At 65.2% G+C, this 22,191-nt stretch carries 18 protein-coding genes and 1 tRNA gene; 11 read left to right on the forward strand and 8 right to left on the reverse strand.

All coding sequences use genetic code 11. The features are described 5' to 3' along the window. The first annotated feature begins 165 nt into the window (after window positions 1–165). Window positions 166–813: a response regulator transcription factor gene (locus EDF71_RS22405; RefSeq protein ID WP_133858746.1), complete on the forward strand. Its 648-nt coding sequence runs from the start codon at window positions 166–168 to the stop codon at window positions 811–813. 57 nt (window positions 814–870) lie between these two features. On the opposite strand, the gene EDF71_RS22410 is transcribed toward EDF71_RS22405, so the two are convergent. The 5 genes from EDF71_RS22410 to EDF71_RS22430 all read right to left on the reverse strand — a co-directional run bounded on the left by EDF71_RS22410 (window position 871) and on the right by EDF71_RS22430 (window position 9,690). Next, window positions 871–1,866: an alpha/beta hydrolase gene (locus EDF71_RS22410; RefSeq protein WP_208301117.1), complete on the reverse strand. Its 996-nt coding sequence runs from the start codon at window positions 1,864–1,866 to the stop codon at window positions 871–873. 119 nt (window positions 1,867–1,985) lie between these two features. Beyond that, a complete protein-coding gene (locus EDF71_RS22415) occupies window positions 1,986–3,449 on the reverse strand; it encodes an ATP-binding protein (RefSeq protein ID WP_133858748.1) in 1,464 nt (487 codons plus the stop codon). After that, a complete protein-coding gene (locus tag EDF71_RS22420) occupies window positions 3,440–8,530 on the reverse strand; it encodes an AAA family ATPase (protein ID WP_133858749.1) in 5,091 nt (1,696 codons plus the stop codon). Before EDF71_RS22420 ends, EDF71_RS22415 begins: the two co-directional genes overlap by 10 nt. After that, window positions 8,527–8,955, reverse strand: coding sequence for a response regulator (locus EDF71_RS22425; protein WP_133858750.1), 429 nt, complete (start codon window positions 8,953–8,955; stop codon window positions 8,527–8,529). Before EDF71_RS22425 ends, EDF71_RS22420 begins: the two co-directional genes overlap by 4 nt. A 60-nt stretch (window positions 8,956–9,015) precedes the next feature. Then, entirely contained in the window at window positions 9,016–9,690 is a 675-nt protein-coding gene (locus EDF71_RS22430) for a response regulator (protein WP_133858751.1), read from the reverse strand. Between the two features lie 360 nt (window positions 9,691–10,050). On the opposite strand from EDF71_RS22430, the gene EDF71_RS22435 reads away from it, so the two are divergent. The 8 genes from EDF71_RS22435 to EDF71_RS22470 all read left to right on the forward strand — a co-directional run bounded on the left by EDF71_RS22435 (window position 10,051) and on the right by EDF71_RS22470 (window position 16,994). Beyond that, entirely contained in the window at window positions 10,051–10,338 is a 288-nt protein-coding gene (locus EDF71_RS22435; RefSeq protein ID WP_133858752.1) for a XapX domain-containing protein, read from the forward strand. Further along, on the forward strand, window positions 10,331–12,217 hold the full coding sequence (locus tag EDF71_RS22440; RefSeq protein WP_133858753.1) for an amidohydrolase: 1,887 nt from the start codon (window positions 10,331–10,333) through the stop codon (window positions 12,215–12,217). The genes EDF71_RS22435 and EDF71_RS22440 overlap by 8 nt, the downstream gene beginning before the upstream one ends. Next, window positions 12,217–12,633, forward strand: coding sequence for a DoxX family protein (locus tag EDF71_RS22445; RefSeq protein ID WP_133858754.1), 417 nt, complete (start codon window positions 12,217–12,219; stop codon window positions 12,631–12,633). The genes EDF71_RS22440 and EDF71_RS22445 overlap by 1 nt, the downstream gene beginning before the upstream one ends. Beyond that, complete coding sequence (locus EDF71_RS22450) at window positions 12,623–14,248, forward strand: MFS transporter (protein WP_133858755.1); 1,626 nt, start codon at window positions 12,623–12,625, stop codon at window positions 14,246–14,248. The genes EDF71_RS22445 and EDF71_RS22450 overlap by 11 nt, the downstream gene beginning before the upstream one ends. Continuing rightward, window positions 14,238–15,230: an SLAC1 anion channel family protein gene (locus EDF71_RS22455; protein ID WP_166656619.1), complete on the forward strand. Its 993-nt coding sequence runs from the start codon at window positions 14,238–14,240 to the stop codon at window positions 15,228–15,230. The genes EDF71_RS22450 and EDF71_RS22455 overlap by 11 nt, the downstream gene beginning before the upstream one ends. A gap of 253 nt (window positions 15,231–15,483) precedes the next feature. Beyond that, window positions 15,484–16,185: a hydrolase gene (locus EDF71_RS22460; RefSeq protein ID WP_133858757.1), complete on the forward strand. Its 702-nt coding sequence runs from the start codon at window positions 15,484–15,486 to the stop codon at window positions 16,183–16,185. Window positions 16,186–16,347: 162 nt separating this feature from the next. Continuing rightward, window positions 16,348–16,722 (forward strand): DUF1622 domain-containing protein, encoded by a 375-nt coding sequence (locus tag EDF71_RS22465; protein WP_133858758.1) that lies wholly within the window; start codon window positions 16,348–16,350, stop codon window positions 16,720–16,722. 35 nt (window positions 16,723–16,757) lie between these two features. After that, window positions 16,758–16,994 carry a DUF2789 domain-containing protein gene (locus EDF71_RS22470; protein WP_133858759.1) on the forward strand — a complete coding sequence of 79 codons (237 nt, stop codon included), beginning with the start codon at window positions 16,758–16,760 and terminating at the stop codon, window positions 16,992–16,994. A gap of 12 nt (window positions 16,995–17,006) precedes the next feature. Here EDF71_RS22470 and rapZ read toward each other — a convergent pair whose 3' ends face one another. From rapZ to EDF71_RS22485, 3 genes are read right to left on the reverse strand one after another with little or no spacing between them, the layout of a single operon-like run. Then, window positions 17,007–17,900: an RNase adapter RapZ gene (gene rapZ / locus EDF71_RS22475; RefSeq protein WP_133858760.1), complete on the reverse strand. Its 894-nt coding sequence runs from the start codon at window positions 17,898–17,900 to the stop codon at window positions 17,007–17,009. Further along, on the reverse strand, window positions 17,890–19,548 hold the full coding sequence (gene recN / locus EDF71_RS22480; protein ID WP_133858761.1) for a DNA repair protein RecN: 1,659 nt from the start codon (window positions 19,546–19,548) through the stop codon (window positions 17,890–17,892). Before recN ends, rapZ begins: the two co-directional genes overlap by 11 nt. Beyond that, on the reverse strand, window positions 19,545–20,447 hold the full coding sequence (locus EDF71_RS22485) for an NAD kinase (protein WP_133858762.1): 903 nt from the start codon (window positions 20,445–20,447) through the stop codon (window positions 19,545–19,547). The genes recN and EDF71_RS22485 overlap by 4 nt, the downstream gene beginning before the upstream one ends. 468 nt (window positions 20,448–20,915) lie before the next feature. Here EDF71_RS22485 and hrcA point away from each other — a divergent pair, with 468 nt between their 5' ends. Both hrcA and EDF71_RS22495 read left to right on the forward strand, forming a co-directional pair. Continuing rightward, entirely contained in the window at window positions 20,916–21,917 is a 1,002-nt protein-coding gene (gene hrcA, locus EDF71_RS22490; protein WP_133858763.1) for a heat-inducible transcriptional repressor HrcA, read from the forward strand. Window positions 21,918–21,969: 52 nt separating this feature from the next. After that, window positions 21,970–22,046 (forward strand) — tRNA-Ile (locus EDF71_RS22495). The last annotated feature ends 145 nt before the right edge of the window (window positions 22,047–22,191 follow it).

The following is a 22,191-nucleotide window of genomic DNA, read 5'->3' on the forward strand; positions in this document are numbered from 1 at the left end:
ATCCCGCCAAAGGCCAAGTGCCAGTCCCTCTTTGGAGGGAGCCGCCTGCGCAGCAGCGGCTGCTGCTGCTTTCATCGGATGAGCACGGGCCATAGCTATACCAAGGAACAATATTCATTCGCGTCTCATCTTGCTACGCTTGCGTCTTTCAATGAGGAGTAAGCCATGAGCGCTTGGAATTCAGCCGTGGCCGCGACGCCTATTGCCGTGGCGGTGGCCCACAGAGACCCCTTGGTGCAGGCAGGGCTGCGCGCGACGCTGATGTCCGAGAACGACTTTGCGGTCAGCATTCTGCCGACCGATGGCCCCTCGCTGCGCGTACAGGCCGATGTGGTGGTGGCGGACTACGACACTGCGCTGGAATGGTTCTCGTCGCCACCCGCGTCGTCTGCGCCCTATGGCCCGAGCGCGCGGGTGGCCAAGGTGATGGTGGTCAGCCACCGCGACCGGGAGACCGAGATACGCACCGCACTGGACCTGGGCGTGCGCGGCTACCTGTTGTTGGGATGCGCTGTCGAAGAGATGGTGATGGGCGTGCGCGCGCTGTCACGCGGGCAACTGCACCTGGATCGCTCAGCCGCGCTGCGGGTGGCCGAAAGCCTGGGCCGCCAGGTGCTGACCTCGCGCGAAAGCGAGGTGCTCGAACGCATCGTCGAAGGCAAAGTAAACAAGACCATTGGCAATGAGCTGGGCATTACGGTGGGCACCGTCAAGGCCCATGTCAAGGCCATTCTGGCCAAGCTCGGTGCCCGCACCCGCACCGAGGCGGCGGCCATTGCGCGCCGCCGTGGGCTCACCGATCTGCCCAACTGAGAACGGCGCGCTCGCTATAGCTCGCTATCAAAAGGCCCGCCGTGGCGGGCAAGGTCATCAGCCCTTGAAGAAAGCCAGCAGATCCGGATTGATGACATCCGCATTGGTCACGCACATGCCGTGCGACAGGCCGGGGTAGACCTTCAGCTTGGCATTGGGCAGCAGCTTGGCGGTCTGCTCGCTGGAGCCGGCCAGCGGCACGATCTGGTCGTCATCGCCGTGCAGCACCAAGGTGGGCACCGTGACCTTCTTCAGGTCGTCAGTGAAGTTGGTTTCCGAGAAGGCCTTGATGCCTTCGTAATGGGCCTGGATGGAGCCCATCATGCCCTGCATCCACCAGTGTTCGCGGATGCCTTCGGAGATCTTGGCGCCGGGGCGGTTGTAGCCGTAGAACGGCATCGAGAAATCCTTGAAGAACTGCGCACGGTTGCTGGCCACGGCCGAGCGGATGCCATCGAGCACTTCCAACGGCACGCCTTGCGGGTTGACCGAGCCCTTGAGCATCATCGGAGGCACGGCACCGATCAGCACGGCCTTGGCCACGCGCGAGCTGCCATGGCGGGCGATGTAGCGCACCACTTCACCACCGCCGGTCGAGTGACCGATATGGATCGCGTCCTTCAGGTTCAGGTGGGCGGTGAGGGCGGCCAGGTCGTCGGCGTAGTGGTCCATGTCATGGCCTACCGAGGTCTGGCTGGAGCGGCCATGGCCACGGCGGTCATGCGCGATGACGCGGAAGCCGCGCTGCACGAAGTACAGCATCTGGCCTTCCCAGTCATCGGAGCTCAGAGGCCAGCCGTGCGAGAACACGAGCGGCTGACCGGTGCCCCAGTCCTTGAAGAAAATGCGGGTGCCGTCTTGGGTGGTGAGGTAGTTCATGGTGTCAGCTTTCGGATGGATAGAGGTGCCAGAGTCAGCAGCATGGTGCCGGGATGGCGCAGCCACCGCCGCGAGCGGGAAGCCCGTGGCAGCAGCCAAGCCCAGACCGGTGACGAGCAATCGTCGGCGTGCGGCGTCCTGAGGCGCTGGTATTGGAGTGGAATCGTTTTGCATGAAAGACTTTCAGTGCCTGGCCCTGGCATGGGGTGTTCAGGGCCGGACCGGTTCATGCTAATGATTCCCTCGGTGCTGCACCTCCCCCGCTGAGGCGCGCTGCAGCTACCTCTTAAGGGTCAGGCCTGGGCCAGCGGCAGCGTGAAGGAAATCACCGTGCCTTGCGGTAGGTTGGGGCGTGCCCAGATATGCCCGTGGTGGGCCTCGACAATCGATTTGCAGATCGCCAGCCCCATGCCCATGCCCTTTTTCTTGGTCGTGAAAAAGGCCTCGAACAGGCGCTCGGCATGGTCCTGCTCCACCCCCGCGCCCGAGTCGGCCACGCTGATGCACAGCAGGCCCTGGGGCTCCACCAAGCTGGTGACCGTCAGCAGGCGCTGCGTGTGCGAGGACTCGGCAATCGCCTCCATGCCATTGCGCAGCAGGTTCATCAGCACCTGGTTGAGCTGGATGCGGTCCGCCAGCACCGGCGCATGCGGCGCAAAAGGCCCCAGCTGAATGCGCACCTGGTTGCGCCTGAGCTCCTCTTGCAGGAGCGTGGCAACTTCTTTGACGGCGCCCGGCAGCTCGATCGGCGCCAGCTCCGGGCCGGACTTGCGGGCAATCGCATGCAGGCCCCGCACCACGCCGGCGGCGCGTGTGCCTTCGGTATGGATGCTGCCCAGCACCTGCTCGACCTCCTGCAGCTCCGGCTGCGGCCGGCGCAGCCAGTTCAGGCCGGCACTGGCGTTGGTGACGATGGCCGCCAGCGGCTGGCTGATCTCATGCGCCACGCAGGCGGCAAATTCGGCCATGGTCAGCATGCCCGAGGAGCGCGCCAACTCGGCATGGGCCTCGCGCAGCGCGTTCTCCATCGCCAGGCGCAGCGACAGGTCGCGGAACACCAGCACGGTGCCTGACAACTGGCCCCGGGCATCGACCAGCGGCGATGCCGACTGCTCGATCGGGGTTTCCTTGCCATGGGCATCGGTCAGGATCAGGCTGGCGTTGGCGCCCAGCGACCAGCCGCTCTCGTCCTCGCGCACATGGTAGACCTGCTCCAGCGCCTGGCCGGTGGCCTGCCCGGCAGCGATGCCGGTCAAAGCCTCGGCCTTGGGGTTCATGTAGCTGATGCGCCCATCACGGCCAATGGAGATGACGGCATCGCCAATGCTGGCCAGGGTGGCCGCATAGCGGTTTTCGCTGGCGCGCAGTTCACGGTCAAAGGCATGCTTGTACAGCGCAATCTCGATCGCGGTGCGCAGCTGCGCCTCGTCAAAGGGCTTGAGCACATAGCCCTGCGGATCGGCCAGGCTGGCGCGCTGCAGGGTTTCGTCATCGGCATAGGCGGTCAGAAAAACCACCGGTATGTCGCAAAGCTGCCGCACCTCTTTGGCGGCAGCGGTGCCGTCCATCTTGCCTTCCAGGCGGATATCGGCGAGCACCAGATCGGCCTGGTGGTTGCGCGCCATCTCGGCCGCTTCCTCGCCCAGCGCCGTGCTGCCCGCAATCTGGTAGCCCAGGCGCGTGAGCTGGTTGCGCAGGTCGCGCGCCACTACAAAATCGTCTTCCACAATCAGAATGCGCGCGGGGGTCATGTCCATCTTTCGGTGTTGGCGGCAGTCTGTGGCAGGCCGGTGTCCATGCGGAATTCAATGCAGAACAGCGTGCCCGCCTCGCGCACCACCTGCAGCTTGCCGCGCAGCTGGTGGCTGAGGTCCACCACCAGCTGCAGGCCCAGGGTGTCGGCGCTCTCGGGCCCGATGTGCACCGGCAGCCCGATGCCGCTGTCGGCCACGGTCAACTGGTAGCGCTGCTCGGGCAGTGCCTGCATGCGCACATGGATATCGCCACTGCTGCCGCCGGGGAAGGCATGCTTGAGCGCATTGGAGACCAGCTCATTGACGATCAGCCCGCAGGAGACGGCCTGGCTGAGGCTGAGCTCGATGTCATCGACCTGCAGGTGCAGGCGCACACGGCGCTCATCCAGGCCATAGACATGGCACAGCTGGGCGCAGAGCTTTTCCAGGTGCTGGTCCATGGGCACGCGGGCAAAGTTGCCTGCCCGGTACAGGTTCTCATGCACCAGCGCCATGGAGCGCACCCGGTTGCGGCTTTCGGCAAAGAGCTCGGCCACGGCAGGCTCGGCAATGCGGTGGGCCTGCAGGCTGAGCAAGCTGCTGATGAGCTGCAGGTTGTTCTTGACCCGGTGGTGCACCTCCTGCAGCAGCGATTCCTTCTCGCCCAGCGAGGCGTTTTCCATGCTGGTGGCGGCCATCGAGGCGATCAAGGTCAGCACTGCCACGCGGTCGGCATTGAAGACATGGCCGGTCAGCGAATTCTCCAGATAGAGAACCCCCAGCGGCTCGGCGCGGCGCATCAGCGGCAGGCAGAGCACCGAGCGTGCGCGGGCCTGGGACAGGTACAGATCCGAGGCAAAAGGCCCGGGCTCATGCGCATCCTCGATCAGCACATGGCTGCGGCTGCGCAGGCTGTAGTGCACGACGGACAGCGGCAGCAGCGCATCGCTGGCCGGTACTGGCTGTTCGCTGAAGGCCAGCGTGCCCTGTTCGGTCCTGGCCTGCGCCTGGATGCGCAGCTGGTCACCATGGGGCAGCACCAGCAGCGCGCGGTCGGCGCCGGCATATTGCAGGATCATCGTCATCAGCGTTTGGACCAGCTGGCTCAGGCCCTTCTCGGCGGCCAGCGCCTGCGAGATGCGCAGCAGCGTATCGACATCGATGGAGCGCAGCGGCCGCTCCAGCACGGCACTGCGGGCCTGCTCGGCAGGGGGCAGCAGCGCCAGGTTCTGCTTTTGCAGCTGCAAGGCCATGCCATGCGCGCCCAGGCTGATCCAGCGCTCACGTGCCGAGCTGCGCAGCGCCAGCGCCAGGGTCTGGCGGCCTTGCTGGTCATGGAATTTGGCGCCCAGCTCCAGCGCCATTGCTTCGATATGGCCCATGCCGGACTGGCGTGCCCAGCTGGCGCTGTCATCAAAATGCTGCATCGCGCTGCGCCCATCGCCATCGATCCTGGCCGCCTCGGCCTGCAGCAGCGCCAGGCGGCAGGCGAAATTGTCAGGGCTGCTTTGGGCCCAGATGGCGTGCTGGGCCAGGTGCGTGTCCAGCTGGGCGCGGTGCGGGGCGCTGGCGGCATCGGCCAGGCCCTGGCAGGCAGCGGCGTGGATGAGGCCGCTCCAGAAGTGGTATTCCGCAAACTCCAGGTGGCCGCGCGAGGTCCAGAGCAGCGGCTCGGCCTGGCCCATGGCCTGCAGCGCATCGCGCAGCCTGCCGGCCATGAAGCGCGCCTGGGCCTTGCGAATCCAGTACCAGCAGGCGGCGATGTCGAGGCTGCGGTTGGCCTGCAGATGCGCTTCAAATACCTGCTCGTCAAAGCCGGCATCGTCAAAGAAGCCAAACCGGTGGGTGCGGCCCTGCAAGCTGGCCACCAGGCGCAGCTGGGCCTGGATGATGTCCACAATCAGCCCAAAGCGCGCGGCCTCCATCAGCTGCAAGCGCTGGCTGCCCTCGGCATCGATCAGGTCCAGCGCGTCGCCCGAAAACAGCATGCTGGTGACCAGGGTGCAGGAGCTGAAGCCCGAGTAGGTGATGTCGCCGGTCTCGCGCGTGATCGCAAAGGCCTTGCGCAGCAGGGGCGGGGTCTCGCGCATGTCCCGCGTCCAGGGCAGCACATGGTAGGCATAGCACATGTAGACGCGGGCGCGGTAGCGGGTGTGCTCGCCGCGCTCGATCACCGCATGGCCGAGCTGGCCAAACTCCAGCGCGCCGGGGTAGTCGTCAAAGCAGGGGCCCAGCACCATGCCCAGGTAGGCATAGGCCAGCGGCGAGGCACTGGTGTTGCCCGATTCGATGCTGAGCTTGGCCATGCGGCACAGCACCAGGCAGACCAGGTTCTCGTCGCTGAAGAAGGCCGGCGGCAGCACGGCGGCCAGCACATCCATGGTGGCGCGGTGCAGCGGGTGGCTCATCGCCGGCAGATCGGCCAGCGATGCGATGCTGCGCTGGGCCAGCGTCGCGCGCAGGCCCTGGTATTCCAGCAGCACCTCGTCGCGGCTGGGGTGGGCGGGCCAGGCCATGCCGCCCCGGGCCAGAAAAGCCAGGCAGGTGCTGATGGCCCGGGCGCTGTCGTCCAGCGACAGGCAGACGGTGATCTGCAGCGCGGTGAGGCTGGCCTCGTCCAGCCGCTCGCTGACATGCGGCGCCAGCTGGCGCAGCCGGCGGTCGGCGGCCGCCGGGTCACCGGCATAGAACTCGCATTCCGCATGGGTGCGCGCCAGTTCAAAGCACAGCCGCGCATCCAGCTGCCAGGCCTGTGCGGGCAGCAGCGCCTGGGCACGCCCCAGGTACTGCAGTGCGGCCAGGTAAGCGTTGTCGGCCATTGCGCTGTGGGCCGCTTGCAGGTAGAGGCCGGCGACTTGCAGGCGCTCGGTGTCGTCGCTGACCAGGCTGTCGCCGCGCAGGAACTGGTTGGCGGTGTCAAAGTGCTGCGCCTCCCAGCCGCTGGCCGAGCCGGCATGGCCGGCCAGCAGCCGCCGGGCGATGGCCAGATGCATGCCGGCGCGCGCCTCTGCGGGCAGCAGTGCATAAGCCGACTCCTGGATCTTGTCGTGCAAAAAGCGGTAGTGCTGGCCTTGCTCGGCGATCAGGCCCATCTCCTGGGCCGGCAGCAGCGCCTGTTGGATCTGCGCGGGCGGCAGCGCGGCAATGGTGGCCAGGTGCTCCAGGCTGGCGCGGGCGCCCAGGCTGGCAAGCAGGGTCAGCAGGCGCACGCTGGCCGGTGCCAGCCGGGCCATCTTGTGTGCCACCAGCTCGGCCACGTTCTGGCTGTAGTCCAGCGCGTCGATGGCCGCGCTGTCCCAGCGCCAGCGTTGCTGCGCATGGTCAAACGCCAGCAGGCGCTGGTCGGCGATTTCAGTCAGCAGCTGCTTGCAGAACAGCGGGTTGCCCTGGGTCTTGGCCCACACCAGCCGGGCCAGGTCGGCGAGCTGGTGCCGGGGGCTGTGGCGGCCCGCCAGGCTACTGGCCAGCAGGTTTTCCAGATCCTGGGGCGACAGCGGCAGCAGCTCGATCGTGGTGACGGCCGTCCTGGCCTGCTGCCACTGTGCCAGCTGGGTGCCCAGTGCCGGGTTGGCCGCCACCTCGTTGGAGCGGTAGGCCGCCACAAACAGCACATGGCGCAGCTCGGGCGCCTGGAGCAGCGCGCAAAGCAGGTCCAGCGAAGCAGGGTCGATCCAGTGGATATCGTCGAGGAAGAACAGCAGTGGTTTTTCCTCGCTGCTGAACACCGCCAGAAAGCGCTGCACCGCGGTCTGAAAACGCAGCGCGCTTTCGGCAGCGGCTACTTCTTTGAGGGCTGGTTGCGGCCCGATGATGTGCGCCAGCGCGGGCACCAGGTTGACCACCACCTGGCCATGGGCGCCCAGGGCCCGCAACAGGCGCTGGCGCCAGGCGGCGAGTGCCTTGGGCTCCAGGCCCAGCAGCTCGGCCACCAACTGCCCCAGCGCCTGGGCCAGGGTGGCGTAGGGGATGTCGTCCTTGTGCGCCTCGAACTTGCCACTGGCAAACACCAGCGGCTGGGCAGGCAGGTGGGCATGCAGCTCGGCGACCAGGGCCGTCTTGCCCACCCCGGCGTAGCCCGCGATCAGCACCAGGGCCGACGGGCCCGGGCTGCGCGCGCTCTCATACTGCTGCAGCAATTGCTGCACCGCCTGGGCGCGGCCAAAGAGCTGCTCGGGGATGACCAGGCGGTCTGATTGGTCCTGGTTGCCCAGCACCAAGGCGGGCATCTGGCCGCTGTGCGCCTGCGCCTGGGCCATGCGCTGCAGGTCATGCAGCAGCCCGCTGGCGGTCTGGTAGCGGTCTTCGGCAGCCTTGGCCAGCAGGCGCAGGATCAGATCGGACAGCAAGGGCGGCACCGCAGGATGGCGGGTGGCCGGAGGCACCGGGCTGCGGGCCAGATGGCAGTGCGCCCATTCAGCGGCATCCTGGGCCTCGAACGGCAAATGGCCGCAGGCCATCTGGTACAGGATGACGCCCAACGCATAGAGGTCGCTGCGCGCATCGATGCCGCGCTGCACGCGGCCCGTCTGCTCGGGCGACATATAGGGCCAGGACGCGGCGCTGGCGCCGGGCCCCAGGGCCGATACGGCATGGCGCGTCTCCTTGCTGGCCCGTGCGAACCCTGTCAGAAAGACCTGGCCCTGCGCATCCACCAGCAAATGCGCGGGCCGCAGATCCTGGTGCACCACGCGGCCGGCGTGCAAGCGGGCCAGCGCCTGGGCGGTGGCGATGGCGATGCGCAGGCATTGCGCCAGTGGCAGCGCCTGGCCGGCGGTGAGCTGCAGCGGCTTGCCGCCCGGGTCGGACTGCAAGAGCGCCGGCTGGCCCTGCACCAGCAGGGCGTGCAAGGGCAGGGCGCAAAAATCTGCCGACAGATGGCCGCGCATTGCATAGGCATGGTCGCGGCGCTGGGCGGCATCCAGGGGGCTGCTGCCATGGCCGAACACGGTCAGTAACTGCGTGCCGCCTGCGCGCTGCAGGCGGTAGAGCTGTTCGTCGCGGTCCTGGGCCAGGCTTTCGAGCAGCTCACCGGGATGGATAGCCGGGCCAGCCGCGTCGGAGGGCGCCCCGTCGCCAGCGACGGGCGGTGGCACAGCGCTGCTCATGGCTGGCGGCGCTGGTGTTGCGGGCAGCGGTCCAGGGCGTCGTGCACCCGCTCCATCAGCGTGAAATCGGCAAAGGGCTTGGGTACAAAGGCGAAAGCGCCAGCGGCGGCGGCGCGCTGGCGGTTGTCATCGTCGTCATGGGCCGAGACCATGATGGTGGGGATGCGGTGGCCTGCCGTGCCCAGTGCACGCATGACTTCCAGGCCGCTCATGCCGGGCATGCGCTGGTCCAGGATCAGGCAGCACAGCTGGGGCAGCGCGGCGCTGGTCAGCAGTTCATTTCCGGAGGCGAAAGTGTGGCTGGAGATGCCGATGGAGCGCAGCCAGTTGGCCAGCGCCATGCGAACGGATGCATCGTCATCGACGATGCCGACCAATGGCTGGTGCAGGCCGGACGGGCCTGTCGTCCCCAATTCTTCTGTCATTGGCGGAGCATACAGGATGGACCCCCTGCGGAGATTGCACTTTGGTATAGGTGGGGCCGCTCAGCGCGGTAGATCGGCATTGGGCAAAATCGTCGCCAGGCGCTCGGACATGCGCACCAGATCGGGCAGCGAGCCGGCCTGCATCTTGGACATGACCTGGCGCCGGTGGACCTTGATGGTGATCTCGCTGGTACCCAGATCGGCGGCGACCTGCTTGTTGAGCAGGCCCTGCACCACCAGGCCCATGACCTGGCGCTCGCGGGGCGTGAGGCTACCGTAGAGTGCCATCAGCGCATCCTGCCCCTGCAGGCAGGCCAGCGCGTCGGCGTCCAGATGCAGCGCGTGGTGGATGGCCTCCAGCAGCTCCTGGTCACCAACGGGCTTGGTGAGGAAGGCGCTGGCGCCGGCCTTCATCGCACGCACCGTCATCGGAATGGTGCCGTAGCCGGTGAGAAAAATGATGGGCAGGCAGCGGCGCCGGCTGGCCATGGCCTGCTGCACCTCAAAGCCGGTGGTGCCCAGCAGCTGCATGTCCAGCACCAGGCAGGCCGGGCCTTCGGGCTCGGGCGACTGCAGAAATGCGTCTGCGCTGGCAAAGGTTTCACAGCCCAGCGCGACCGAGCGCAACAGGCTGGACAGCGATCCACAGACCGCCTTGTCATCGTCCACCACATAGACCTTGGCACCCGGCACAAAGGCCCAGGCGGTCTGCTGCTGGGCTGCTAGCGATCCCATGGCGGTGCCTCCTGTGCGGCCGACGGCGCGCAGCCATCCCCGATGCGGGCAGCCCGGTCGCAGCAGCGCGGCGCTTGGGGCAACAGGCAAAGGGGAGGGTTCAAGGGCATACAGGCAGGTCGGTGGCGGCAATGGCCTCCATTTTCGCCAAGCCCATGGGCTTTGGCAGCGAAAACCCGCTGATTTTGTGTTTTTGTGTATGTAAATGCTCGCGCACTTAGCCAATGCCGATGGCTCACATCGTATTTGTGCATGCCATCTACTCACTAAGAGAGGGCGCAGCGCTGCCTAACCGGGAGTCGCAGCGTGTAGCGGGAACTCCTACATTGGACGCTGTATATCACTGCCCTTTGACCCGCCATGAAACCCTACCTGCTGTCGGCTGCTGCCGGATTGCTCATTGGTGTCATTTATGCACTCATAAATGTTCGCTCTCCTGCCCCTCCCGTCATTGCGCTGGTCGGTTTGCTGGGGATTCTGGTGGGCGAGCAGCTGCCGCCGCTGGTGCGCCACCTCTGGGCCAAGCCGGCCGAGCAGCGCGTCTCCTGGGTGCAGCAGCAGGTCAAGCCCCATATGTTCGGTCAGCTGCCGCAGTGCAAGCAAGACCCTTCCAACCCTTCTCAACAGGAAAGCACCAAAGATGTCTGAACGCAGCACGCCCGAACTGATCCTGCACCGCGGGCTCTTCACCACCCTGGACAAAAGCAAGCCCACCGCCAGCGCGGTGGCGATTCAGAATGGCCGCTTCCTCAAAGTGGGGGAGGACCATGAAGTCATGGCGCTCGCTGGCGCCGACACCAAGATCATCGACCTGCGTGGCAAGCGCGTGCTGCCCGGCCTGATCGACAACCACCTGCACATCATCCGGGGTGGCCTGAACTACAACATGGAGCTGCGCTGGGACGGCGTGCGCTCGCTGGCCGATGCGATGGAGATGCTCAAGGCCCAGGTGGCCATCACGCCCGCGCCGCAATGGGTGCGCGTGGTGGGTGGCTTCACCGAGCACCAGTTCATCGAAAAGCGCCTGCCGACCATTGAGGAGCTCAATGCCGTGGCCCCCGATACGCCGGTGTTCCTGCTGCACCTCTACGACCGGGCCCTGCTCAATGGCGCGGCCCTGCGCGCCGTGGGTTACACCAAGGACACGCCCGAGCCCGCTGGCGGCCAGATGCTGCGCGATGCCGCTGGCAACCCCACCGGGCTACTGCTGGCCAAGCCCAATGCCGGCATTCTCTATTCGACCTTGGCCAAGGGCCCCAAGCTGCCCTATGAGTACCAGCTCAATTCCACGCGCCACTTCATGCGCGAGCTCAACCGCCTGGGCGTGACCGGCGCGATCGACGCGGGCGGCGGCTTTCAGAACTACCCCGAGGACTACCAGATCATCCAGGAGCTGTCCGACAAGGACCAGCTGACGATCCGCCTGGCCTACAACCTGTTCACGCAAAAGCCCAAGGAAGAAAAGCAGGACTTTCTGCAGTGGACCCAGTCGGTCAAGTACAAGCAGGGCAATGACTACTTCCGCCACAACGGTGCGGGCGAGATGCTGGTGTTCTCGGCCGCCGATTTTGAGGACTTCCGCCAGCCGCGCCCCGACATGGCGCCGGAGATGGAAGGCGAGTTGGAGGAGGTGGTGCGCCTGCTGGCCCAGAACCGCTGGCCCTGGCGCATGCATGCCACCTACGACGAAACCATCAGCCGCTCGCTGGATGTGTTCGAGAAGGTGAACCAGGATGTGCCGCTCGAAGGCCTGAACTGGTTCTTTGACCACTGCGAGACCATCTCCGAAAGCTCGATCGAGCGCATTGCCGCGCTGGGCGGTGGCATTGCGGTGCAGCACCGCATGGCCTACCAGGGCGAGTACTTTGTCGAGCGCTACGGCCATGGCGCCGCAGCCGCCACGCCGCCGGTGGCCAAGATGCTGGAGATGGGCGTCAATGTGTCCGCCGGCACCGATGCCACCCGTGTGGCCTCCTACAACCCCTGGGTGGGGCTGTCCTGGCTGGTCACCGGCAAAACGGTGGGCGGCATGCAGCTGACCCCGCAGCGCAACTGCCTGGACCGCGAAACCGCCTTGCGCATGTACACCGAGAAGGTGACCTGGTTCTCGAACGAGGTGGGCAAGAAGGGCCAGATCGTTGAAGGCCAGCTGGCCGACCTGATGGTGCCGGACCGCGACTTCTTCGCCTGTGCCGAGTCCGACATTGCCGATACCAGCGCGCTGCTGACCGTGGTGGGTGGCAAGGTGGTCTGGGGCGCCGGCGACTTTGCCCGCTTTGACGACCGGCCCATTCCGCTGGCCATGCCCGACTGGTCGCCGGTGCGCCGCTTTGGCGGCTACGGCGCCTGGGGCAGCCAGGAGGGCGCACCTTTGCACAATGCGGCCCGCATGGCTGCCGCCTGTGCCTGTGCCAATGACTGCAATGTGCACGGCCACCAGCACGCCACGGCCTGGAGCAGCAAGCTGCCGATTGCCGACCTCAAGAGCTTCTGGGGTGCGCTGGGCTGCGCCTGCTGGGCCGTCTGATGTACACGACCGAGCCCCGCAGCGAGCCGGTCTGGTTCGCCTGGATCTACCGGCTGGGCTTGCTGCTGCTGTGCTCTGCCTACCTGCAAGGCGGCATCAACAAGGCGCTGGACTTCAGCGCTGCCGTGGCCGAGATGCAGCATTTTGGTCTGGCACCTGCGGCACCCCTGGCCCTGGCCACCATCGCGCTGGAGATCGTCGCCTCGCTGATGGTGATCAGCGGGGTCTGGCGCTGGCTGGCAGCGCTGGGCCTGGCGAGCTTTACCTTGTGCGCCACCTTCCTGGCCAATGCGTTCTGGACCGTGGGCGCTGCCGAGCGCTTTGCGGTGGAGAACGCCTTTTTCGAGCACCTGGGCCTGGTGGGGGCCTTTGTGCTCGTGGCCTGGGTCGATCTAAGAAAACACTATGACCTCTGAGAAAAACAATTCCTCTGCTGGGAGCTTCGCGCCGCTGAAGCATTCCATGTTCGCGCTGCTCTGGGTGGCTGCCATTTTGGGCAACGTCGGCAGCTTCATGCGCGATGTGGCCAGCTCCTGGATGGTGACCGAACTGTCGGCCAGCCCGACAGCGGTGGCCCTGATCCAGACAGCAGCCAGCCTCCCGGTGTTTCTGCTGGCCATTCCTGCCGGCGTGCTGTCGGACATTCTGGACCGCCGGCGCTTTCTGATTGCCGTGCAGGTGCTGCTGGCCTGCGTCAGCGGCAGCTTGCTGATCCTGTCCAAGACCAATGCCTTGACGGTGGAGTACCTGGTGGCGTTGACCTTTGTCGGTGGCATTGGTGCGGCGCTGATGGGCCCGACCTGGCAGGCCATCGTGCCCGAGCTGGTGCCCCGGGAGGACCTGAAGAATGCCGTGGCGCTCAACTCGCTGGGCATCAATATCTCGCGCGCCATTGGGCCTGCTGCCGGCGGTTTGCTGGTGGCCAGTTTTGGCGCTGCCATGGCCTATGGCGCTGACGTCAGCAGCTACCTGATCGTGATCGTGGCGCTGCTGCTGTGGAAGCGGCCACCTGCCACCGACTCGGGCCTGTCCGAGCAGTTCCTGGGCGCCTTCCGCGCCGGCCTGCGCTACGCACGCTCCAGCCGCGAGCTGCATGTGGTGCTGCTGCGCGCAGCCGTGTTCTTTCTGTTTGCCAGCTCGGTCTGGGCCTTGCTGCCGCTGCTGACGCGCCGCATGCTGGGCGGCACGGCCGGCTTCTATGGCGTGATGCTGGGCGCCGTGGGCGCTGGCGCCATCATCGGTGCCTTGCTGCTGCCCAAGCTGCGCCAACGCCTCAGCGCCGATGGCCTGGTGCTGCTGTCCTCGGTGCTCAGCGCCGGTGTGATGGCTGCGCTGTCGCTGGCGCCGGCCCAATGGATTGCCGTGGCGCTGATGCTGGTGCTGGGCGCGGGCTGGATCATTGCGCTGACCACCTTCAACGGTGTGGCCCAGGCGGTGCTGCCCAACTGGGTGCGCGGCCGTGGTCTGGCCATCTACCTGATGGTCTTCAACGGCGCGATGGCCGGAGGCAGCCTGGGCTGGGGCCTGTTTGCGCAAGAGGTGGGCATTCCCACCGCCTTGCTGGTGGGCGGTGTAGGCCTGGTGATTGCTTCGCTGTTGTTCAACCGGGTCAAGCTGCCCAGCGGCGATGCCGATCTGCAGGCCTCCAACCACTGGCCCGAGCCCATGCTGGCCGAGCCGGTGGCCCATGACCGCGGCCCTGTGCTGATCCAGATCGAGTACCGCATTGCCCGCAAGAACCTGGCAGCCTTCATGCAGGCGATGCAGCAGGTGGAGCGTGAGCGCCGGCGCGACGGTGCCTATGCCTGGGGCATTGCGGAGCACACCGGCGAGACCGAGCGCGTCATTGAATGGTTCATGGTTGAGTCCTGGGCCGAGCATTTGCGCCAGCACCAGCGGGTGTCCAAGGCCGATGCCGATATGCAGGCCGAGGCACTGCGCTTCCATGAAGGTGCGGCGCCACCCGTGGTGCACCACTTCCTGGCCTTGCATGGCCAGGTTGCGAGCAAGGCCCAAGCCCATGGCGGATAGCCCCTTGCCCAGCGCGGCCGCCAGTGCCGCGCCCAAGCCCAAGCTGGCCCATATGTCGGTGGCGATGTTCGGCATGGTGATGGGCGTTGGCGGGCTTGCCAATGCCTGGGCCAAGGCCCATGAGGTATTTGGCTTGCCGCTGGTCGTCAGCCAGGCCTTGCTGGTGCTGGCGGTGCTGCTGTTTGGGGTGCTGGCGCTGGCGCAGCTGACCAAGCTGCTGCTGTGTTTTGAGGATGTGAAGGAAGAGTTTGCGCACCCGGTGCGCTCCAGCTTCTTCCCGGCCATCTCGGTGGCAGCCATCGTGCTGTCCATCGGGCTGCGCCACTACTCGCTGCCAGCGGCCCATGTGCTGTGGTGTGCCGGCGCTGCGATGCACTTTGTGTTTGCGATGACCTTGATCCGCCGCTGGATCACGCACCCGCAGGATGAGAACGTGCTGACCCCGGCCTGGTTCATTCCGGTGGTCGGCAACATTTTGGTGCCGGTCGGTGGTGTGCCGCTGGGCTATATCGAGGTGAGCTGGTTCTTCTTCTCGGTGGGCCTGATGCTGTGGCTGTCGTTCTTCACCATCGTGCTGCACCGCGTGCTGTTTGTGCCGGCCATGGGCCAGCGCAGCATGCCCACCTTGTTCATCCTGCTGGCGCCGCCTTCCATCGGCTTGTCGGCCTATATGGCCTTCACCGGCGGCCAGGCTGGCGCCATGGGCGACATCTTCTACTGCCTGGCGCTGTTCATCGCCTTTTTGCTGGCCAGCCTGTGGCGCCATGCCGCACATGGCAGCTTTTTTATGAGCTGGTGGGCGATGACCTTCCCGGTCTGCGGCTGGGCCGGTGCCTCGCTCGCCTACTACAGCGCCCGGCCCAGCACCGCCACGGCCGTGGTTGCCGCCGTCGCGTTGGGCATTGCCAGCTTGATCGTGCTGGGTATTGGCACGCGCACCGCTTGCCATATCTACAGCGGTGATGCCTTTCGTGAAGATTGATTATTTAAGGATTATCTTGGTCTGCCGTTGAGGTATTTGTTTTGTGAATACCGATGCGGTAGTGGAAGCAGTGCTGCGCTGAATACCAGCGGACTGCTTGGGGGAGGGGTAAGCCTCTCCCACCTAAGAGGTATGGCGCACTGCCAGTGGCTCGTTTACTCTAAGGCCATCCTCAGCGGATATCCGGGTTGACGCAATCCGGGCTTTGCCAGAGTAATACTTTGGCGCATTTTTAACTTGATGATTGAATACTATGTCCACCACCTCCAAACTGGAAGTTCTGACGCCCCATAACAGCCAGCTGATCATTATTGATCACCAGCCCCAGATGGCATTTGGTGTGCAATCCATGGATCGCCAGACCATGAAGAACAATGTGCTGGGCCTGGCCAAGGCTGCCCGCGTGTTCCAGGTGCCCACGACGATCACCACGGTCGAGAGCACCTCGTTTTCCGGCTACACCTACCCCGAGCTGCTGGATGTGTTCCCCGAGCACAAGATCCTGGAGCGCTCGTCGATGAACTCCTGGGATGACCAGAAAGTGCGCGACAGCCTGGCCGCCAACCAGCGCAAGAAGGTGGTGGTAGCCGGTCTGTGGACCGAGGTCTGCAACACCACGTTTGCACTCTGCGCCATGCTCGAAGGCGACTACGAGATCTACATGGTGGCCGATGCATCTGGTGGCACCACGAAGGAAGCACACGACTACGCGATGCAGCGCATGGTACAGGCCGGCGTGGTGCCGGTGACCTGGCAGCAGGTGCTGCTGGAATGGCAGCGCGACTGGAAGAACCGCGAGACCTATGACGCGGTGATGGCCATTGCCAAGGAGCACTCCGGTGCCTACGGCATGGGCGTGGACTATGCCTACACGATGGTGCACAAGACCCCCCAGCGCACCAAGGGCAGCCACGAAGTGCTGGCCCCTGTGCATGCACCGGTGATCGAGCGCTAAACGCGTTGGCTGGTGCGCCAGTGCATGCTGGCGCCGCCACCGAGCAGGGCAGGCTGTGCAAGGCGCAGCCCTGCCTTTTTTCTTGGCCTGACCGATGCGCTGCTACTGGATGGACCGGCAGCGCGCATCGACTTTTCCGTGCCTGCGGGCACCTCCTGATCCATGTTCGAACACTCGGAACATTTGCTGCGCATCGGTGTGGAATGGCTGCGCCTGCTGGTCGAAGGCCTGGGTGCCATCGCCATCCTGCTGGGCCTGTTTGCCACCTTGCGCGTGCTGCTGCACAAACTCTCGCCGGGCAGCGACAAGCGCTACAGCGAAGCGCGCGTCACCTTTGCCCGCTACCTCACCTTCGCGCTGGAGCTGCAGCTGGCAGCCGATGTGCTGTCGACCTCGGTGTCCCCCAGCTGGGACCAGATTGGCAAGCTGGCAGCGATTGCGGTGATCCGCACGGCGCTGAATTTCTTCCTGCGCCAGGAGATGAAAGAGGAAGAGACTGACAAGACGCAGAGCCCGATCGCAAAAACTGCGGGGTAAACTGAATCGTCCTCTATTGCTTCACTTGGAAAACCATGGAACCCACTGTCCACCCCTTCTCGTCGCTGTTCCAGCAACTGGGCCTGCCCGACGATGACGCCTCGATCCGCCAGTTCATCGAAACCCACCGACCGCTGCCGGACAAGGTGCTGCTGGCCGACGCCTTGTTCTGGTCGCCAGCGCAAGCGCGCTTTCTGCGCGAGAGCATCACCGCCGATGCCGATTGGGCGAACGTGGTGGACCAGCTCAGCGTGGCTTTGCGCGCCGAGTAAGCTGCGCGGGCATCAGCCCTTTTTGGCGCTCAGCTCGCGGTGGCGCTGCAAGGTCGTCCAGCGGCTTTGAAAGTGCTGGGCCAGGGCATTGACCAGGTAGACCGAGCGGTGCTGACCGCCGGTGCAGCCCACGGACACGGTGGCGTAGCTGCGGTGGTTCTTCACCAATTCGGGCAGCCAGTGGTCCAGAAACTGGATGATGTCGTTTTGCATCTGCAGCACCTTGGGCTGCTGCGCCAGAAAGTCGGCGACCGGTGCCTCCAGCCCCGTATGCGGGCGCAGCTCGGGCTCGTAATAGGGGTTGGGCAGCATGCGCACATCGAACATGTAGTCGCTGTCGATGGGGATGCCGTGCTTGAAGCCAAAGGACTGGAACAGCAGGGTGAGGCTTGACTGCGGCGCCTGGATCCAGTCCTTGATATGCGCTTGCAGCTGGGAGCCGCGCATATTGCTGGTGTCGATGACATGGGCCTGCTCGCGCAGATCGGACAGCAGCGCACGTTCCTCTTCGATCATCTGCACCAGCGCGCGCGGGCCTTCCTGCAGCTTCTCGTTGGTCAGCGGGTGGCGCCGGCGGGTTTCGGAGAAGCGGCGCATCAGCGTGTCGCGCTGCGCATCCATATAGATCAGCCGCACCTGGGCGCCGGCATCGCGCAACCGGTTCAGCTGCTCGGGCACCAGGTAGAGCCCTTTGGCGCTGCGCGCATCGATGGCGATGGCGACGCGGCTGCCGTGCTGCCAGTGCTCCAGCGCGACCAGGGCCTGCAGCAGCTCCGGCGGAAAGTTATCCACACAGTAGTAGCCCACGTCTTCCAACGCGTGCAGCGCCACGGACTTGCCCGAGCCGGCCATGCCGGTGATGACCACCACTTCCAGCGGCTGCGAGGCAGATGTCTTATCGGTCATTCATTCCTCCGGCAATCATCTCTTGGGCATGGGCCCGGCTGGTGGCCGAGAGGTTCTCGCCGCCCAGCATGCGGGCGATTTCATTGACCCGCTCGTCATCGGCCACGGTGCGGATATGGCTGGTGCTGCCGCCCTTGCTGCGCTGCTTTGCCACCAGCAGGTGGTGGTCGCCGCGCGCAGCCACCTGGGCCAGGTGGGTGACGGCCAGCACCTGGCGGTCGCGCCCCAGGGCCCGCATCACGCGGCCCACCGAATCGGCCACGGCGCCGCCGATGCCCGAGTCGATTTCGTCAAAGATCAGCGTGGGTGCCTGGCCAAGCTGGCTGGTCGATATCGCAATCGCCAGCGAGATGCGCGAAAGCTCGCCGCCCGAGGCCACCTTGGCAATCGGCTTGGGGTCGGTGCCGGGGTGGCCAGCCACCAGCAGTTCCACATCGTCAATGCCATCGCTGCGCGGCTCGCGCGCCGGGCTGACCTGGGCCACAAAACGGCCGCCGGCCATGCCCAGGTCCTGCATCGCCGCAGTGATGGCCTTGGACAGGCGCTTGGCCGCTTGCTGGCGCGCCTGGCTCAGTGTGGCGGCCACCTTTTGGTAGGCCTCCTGCGCCTGCTGGGCATTCTTGCTGAGCTGCACCATGTCGGAGGAGGCTTCCAGCGCCAGCAGCTCGGCATGCCAGCCCTGCAGCAGCGCGGGCAGGTCTTCGGGGGCGCGCTTGTAGCGCCGCGCCAGCGATATCCAGCTGCCCAGGCGCTGGTCCAGCTGTTCGAGCTTGTCCGGGTCCAGCTCGGCATGGCGCAGATAGCCGTTGAGCGAGCGCATCACATCTTCGAGCTGGGCCAGGCAGGATTCCAGCGAATCGGCCATCGCCGAAAAACCGGGCTCCACATGGGCCTGGGCCTGCAGCACATGCAGGCTGCGGTTGACCTGGGTGAGCGCACCGCCGTCTTCGCCTTCCAGGCTGGCCATCGCGTTGTTGGCCGCATCCATCAGGGCCTGGGCATTGGACAAGCGTCCGTGCTGGGTGTTGAGCTCTTCCCATTCCTGCGGGCCGGGCGCGAGTTTGTCGATTTCGGCAATCTGCCAAAGCAGGCGTTCGCGCTCGCGCTGGTGGGTTTCCTCCATGCTCCGGGCTTGCTGCAAGGCCTTGTCGGCACTGCGCCACAGCGCATAGGCGCGCTGGGTGGGGGTGCTGTCAGTGCCAGCATAGGCATCGAGCAGCTGGCGCACCGATTCGGGCTGGGTCAGCCCCTGCCAGGCATGCTGGCCATGGATATCGACCAGGGCGCCGGCAATGCTGCGCAGCTGCGTGGCAGTGGCCGGCACGCCATTGATCCAGAACTTGCTCTTGCCCTGCGCGTCGATCACGCGGCGCAGCAGCAAGGTGTCTTCGCCCGGCATGTCGTTGTCGCTGAGAAAGCCTTCGAGCGTGGCGGGCGTATCGAACTCGGCCATCAGTTCGGCGCGGCTGGCGCCCTGGCGCACAAAACCGGTGTCGGCGCGGTGGCCCAGCACCAGTTGCAAGGCATCGATCAGGATCGATTTACCGGCGCCTGTCTCGCCCGTCAGTGCCGTGAAGCCGGGTTGGAAATCCACCTCCAGCTGCTCGACGATGACGAAATCACGCAAGCCAATGCGTCTGAGGCTCATGGCGTGATGCCCCCTTCGTTCCAGCCCAGCTTTTTGCGCAGGGTGGCGTAGTAGTTCCAGCCCCGGGGGTGCAGAAAGCGCGCCTTATTCGGCGCGCTGCGCACCAGAATCTTGTCGCCGCGCAGGATGGAGGCGAGCGACTGCATGTCGAAATTGGCGGCCACATCGCGCCCGCCAATCACCTCGATCGAAATCTCTTGGGTATCCGGAATCACGCTGGGCCGGTTGGACAGCATGTGCGGCGCAATCGGCGCCATCACCCAGCAAGGCACCGTGGGGTGCACGATGGGGCCGCCGACCGACAGCGCATAGGCGGTCGAGCCGGTGGGGGTGGCGATGATCAAACCGTCGGCGCGCTGGTTGGCCACCAGCTGGCCATCGACCTCGACCCGCAGCTCGACCATGCCCGAGGTACCGCCCCGGTTGACCACCACGTCGTTGAAGGCCAGGGCCTCGAAGACGCATTGGCCTTCGCGCATCACGCGGGCATGGATCATCGAGCGCACTTCTTCCTCGTACTCGCCCGCCAGAATCGCCGACAGCGGGCCCATGAAGGTCTGCAGCGGCACATCGGTCACAAAGCCGAGGCGGCCCTGGTTGATACCGACCAGGGGCGTGTTGTACTGGGCCAGCTCGCGCCCGACGCCCAGCATGGTGCCGTCGCCGCCCAGCACGATGACCAGGTCACAGCGCTCACCGATCTGCTGCATGCTGAGGGTGGGGTAGTGCTCCATGCCGGTGAAGGCCGCCGTCTCTTGCTCCAGAAATGCAGTGCCGCCCTGGGCCTCGATATAGCAGGCGATCTGGCTGAAAGCCGCATAGGACTGCTGGCGCACCTCGGCAGTGGGTGGCGCATGGTGTTTGCCGATCAGGGCAATGTGTTGAAAGCGAGACTGCATACGCAAATTACATCATCAAAGTGGTGCAATCTTTTTGAATATCTTGAGCAGCCCTAGGGACCCTCTGCAAAACTCCCTGCCGTGGTCTGAACGCGGTCTCGGGCGATCCGCTGCGTTGTCTTCCTTGTCAATAGCTACGGCTATTGACTGCAAAAGACGCCTTGCGGCTCATCCCGATCCGCGTCCATCCCGCTTGGCGAGGGTTTTGCAGAGCATCCCCAGGTGGCAGTGGCCGCCTGCCTTGCGAAGGCATGCCGCGCCGCTGGCCGGGGCTGGGCCGGGAGCCGCTCTGGCGCGTGTAGGCAGACGCACCGGGGCAGCCACAGCGCCATTGTTGCATGGGCACAAAAATCCAGAGCAGCACAGCGCCATCCGGGGGCGGTATCTGGCAGGCTATCGGCCTCCCGCATTACCCTTGATCGGCATCCTGGACATCGGCAGGCCCATGGACGCGGATAAAATGCGCCCATGCTTGATGACCGCGCCCGGCTGCTGCTCAAAACCTTGGTGGAACGCTATATAGCGGATGGCCATCCGGTGGGCTCCCGCGCGCTCACGCAGGCGCCGGGGCTGGATTTTTCGCCGGCCACCATCCGCAATGTGATGGCCGACCTCGAAGGCCTGGGCCTGATCGCCAGCCCCTACACCTCCGCCGGCCGCATCCCCACCGCCAAGGGCTACCGCCTGTTTGTCGACACCATGCTGACGGTGGACCCGGACCAGGTCGTGTCGGCCGAGATTGCGCCGGAGCAGCCGCAAAAGGTCATCACCAGTGCGGCAGGCGTGCTGTCCGAGCTGTCGCAGTTTGTCGGCGTGGTGCAGGCGCCGCGCAAAAGCTCGTCGTTCCGCCATATCGAGTTCTTGCGCCTGTCGGAAAAGCGCATCTTGCTGATCCTGGTCTCGCCCGAGGGCGATGTGCAGAACCGGGTGATCTTCACCGAGTCGGACTATTCCCAAAGCCAGCTGATCGAGACGGCCAACTACCTCAACGCCCATTACGCCGGCCTGGCGATGGAACAGGTGCGCCAGCTGCTGCGCAAGGAAGTGGACAGCCTGCGCGACGAGATCGCCGCACTGATGCTGGCGGCCGTGAACGTGGATGAAGACGCCGAAGAAGCCCCGCATGAGCTGGTGATTGCCGGCGAGCGCAACCTGCTGGCTGTCAGCGATTTCAGCAATGACATGACCAACCTGCGCCGGGCCTTTGACCTGTTCGAGCAAAAGACCCAGATCCTGCACCTGCTGGAGAACTCGAACCGCGCCGAAGGCGTGCAAATCTACATCGGCGGCGAGAGCCAGCTGCTGTCCGTCGAGGAGCTGTCCGTCGTCAGCACCCCCTACCAGGTCAACGGCAAAGTGGTCGGCACCTTGGGCGTCATCGGCCCCAAACGCATGCCTTACGAGAAGATGATCCAGATCGTTGGAATCACCTCAAAGCTCGTCTCCAACGCACTGAGCCATCCGAAATAAACGCTAGAATGCAAAGCTTCACTCGCCGGGCATCCCGGCAAGTGGTGGTGCCGGGGCGTTAGCTCAGTTGGTTAGAGCAGAGGACTCATAATCCTTTGGTCGCGGGTTCAAGTCCCTCACGCCCTACCAGAATTCATTGGCTGCACAGCTATCATTTTTGATGCTGTGCGGCTTTTTTATGGTTCATCGCTGAATTCCGTGGATGACTGGCGAACGCTTGAGTACCCTAAGGCCTGATTCAACGGCAATCAGGAGGAACAAGTGCTCGACCGCA

Origin of the sequence: Comamonas sp. JUb58 (assembly GCF_004364775.1) — a bacterium.
Taxonomy (GTDB): Bacteria; Pseudomonadota; Gammaproteobacteria; order Burkholderiales; family Burkholderiaceae_C; genus Comamonas.

Excerpts from the sequence above, each read along its gene's own strand:
- EDF71_RS22405 (WP_133858746.1), top strand. The coding sequence starts at position 166 with ATGAGCGCTTGGAATTCAGCCGTGGCCGCGACGCCTATTGCCGTGGCG.
- EDF71_RS22410 (WP_208301117.1), bottom strand. The coding sequence starts at position 1,866 with ATGCAAAACGATTCCACTCCAATACCAGCGCCTCAGGACGCCGCACGC.
- EDF71_RS22415 (WP_133858748.1), bottom strand. The coding sequence starts at position 3,449 with ATGGACATGACCCCCGCGCGCATTCTGATTGTGGAAGACGATTTTGTA.
- EDF71_RS22420 (WP_133858749.1), bottom strand. The coding sequence starts at position 8,530 with ATGAGCAGCGCTGTGCCACCGCCCGTCGCTGGCGACGGGGCGCCCTCC.
- EDF71_RS22425 (WP_133858750.1), bottom strand. The coding sequence starts at position 8,955 with ATGACAGAAGAATTGGGGACGACAGGCCCGTCCGGCCTGCACCAGCCA.
- EDF71_RS22430 (WP_133858751.1), bottom strand. The coding sequence starts at position 9,690 with ATGGGATCGCTAGCAGCCCAGCAGCAGACCGCCTGGGCCTTTGTGCCG.
- EDF71_RS22435 (WP_133858752.1), top strand. The coding sequence starts at position 10,051 with ATGAAACCCTACCTGCTGTCGGCTGCTGCCGGATTGCTCATTGGTGTC.
- EDF71_RS22440 (WP_133858753.1), top strand. The coding sequence starts at position 10,331 with ATGTCTGAACGCAGCACGCCCGAACTGATCCTGCACCGCGGGCTCTTC.
- EDF71_RS22445 (WP_133858754.1), top strand. The coding sequence starts at position 12,217 with ATGTACACGACCGAGCCCCGCAGCGAGCCGGTCTGGTTCGCCTGGATC.
- EDF71_RS22450 (WP_133858755.1), top strand. The coding sequence starts at position 12,623 with ATGACCTCTGAGAAAAACAATTCCTCTGCTGGGAGCTTCGCGCCGCTG.
- EDF71_RS22455 (WP_166656619.1), top strand. The coding sequence starts at position 14,238 with ATGGCGGATAGCCCCTTGCCCAGCGCGGCCGCCAGTGCCGCGCCCAAG.
- EDF71_RS22460 (WP_133858757.1), top strand. The coding sequence starts at position 15,484 with ATGTCCACCACCTCCAAACTGGAAGTTCTGACGCCCCATAACAGCCAG.
- EDF71_RS22465 (WP_133858758.1), top strand. The coding sequence starts at position 16,348 with ATGTTCGAACACTCGGAACATTTGCTGCGCATCGGTGTGGAATGGCTG.
- EDF71_RS22470 (WP_133858759.1), top strand. The coding sequence starts at position 16,758 with ATGGAACCCACTGTCCACCCCTTCTCGTCGCTGTTCCAGCAACTGGGC.
- rapZ (WP_133858760.1), bottom strand. The coding sequence starts at position 17,900 with ATGACCGATAAGACATCTGCCTCGCAGCCGCTGGAAGTGGTGGTCATC.
- recN (WP_133858761.1), bottom strand. The coding sequence starts at position 19,548 with ATGAGCCTCAGACGCATTGGCTTGCGTGATTTCGTCATCGTCGAGCAG.
- EDF71_RS22485 (WP_133858762.1), bottom strand. The coding sequence starts at position 20,447 with ATGCAGTCTCGCTTTCAACACATTGCCCTGATCGGCAAACACCATGCG.
- hrcA (WP_133858763.1), top strand. The coding sequence starts at position 20,916 with ATGCTTGATGACCGCGCCCGGCTGCTGCTCAAAACCTTGGTGGAACGC.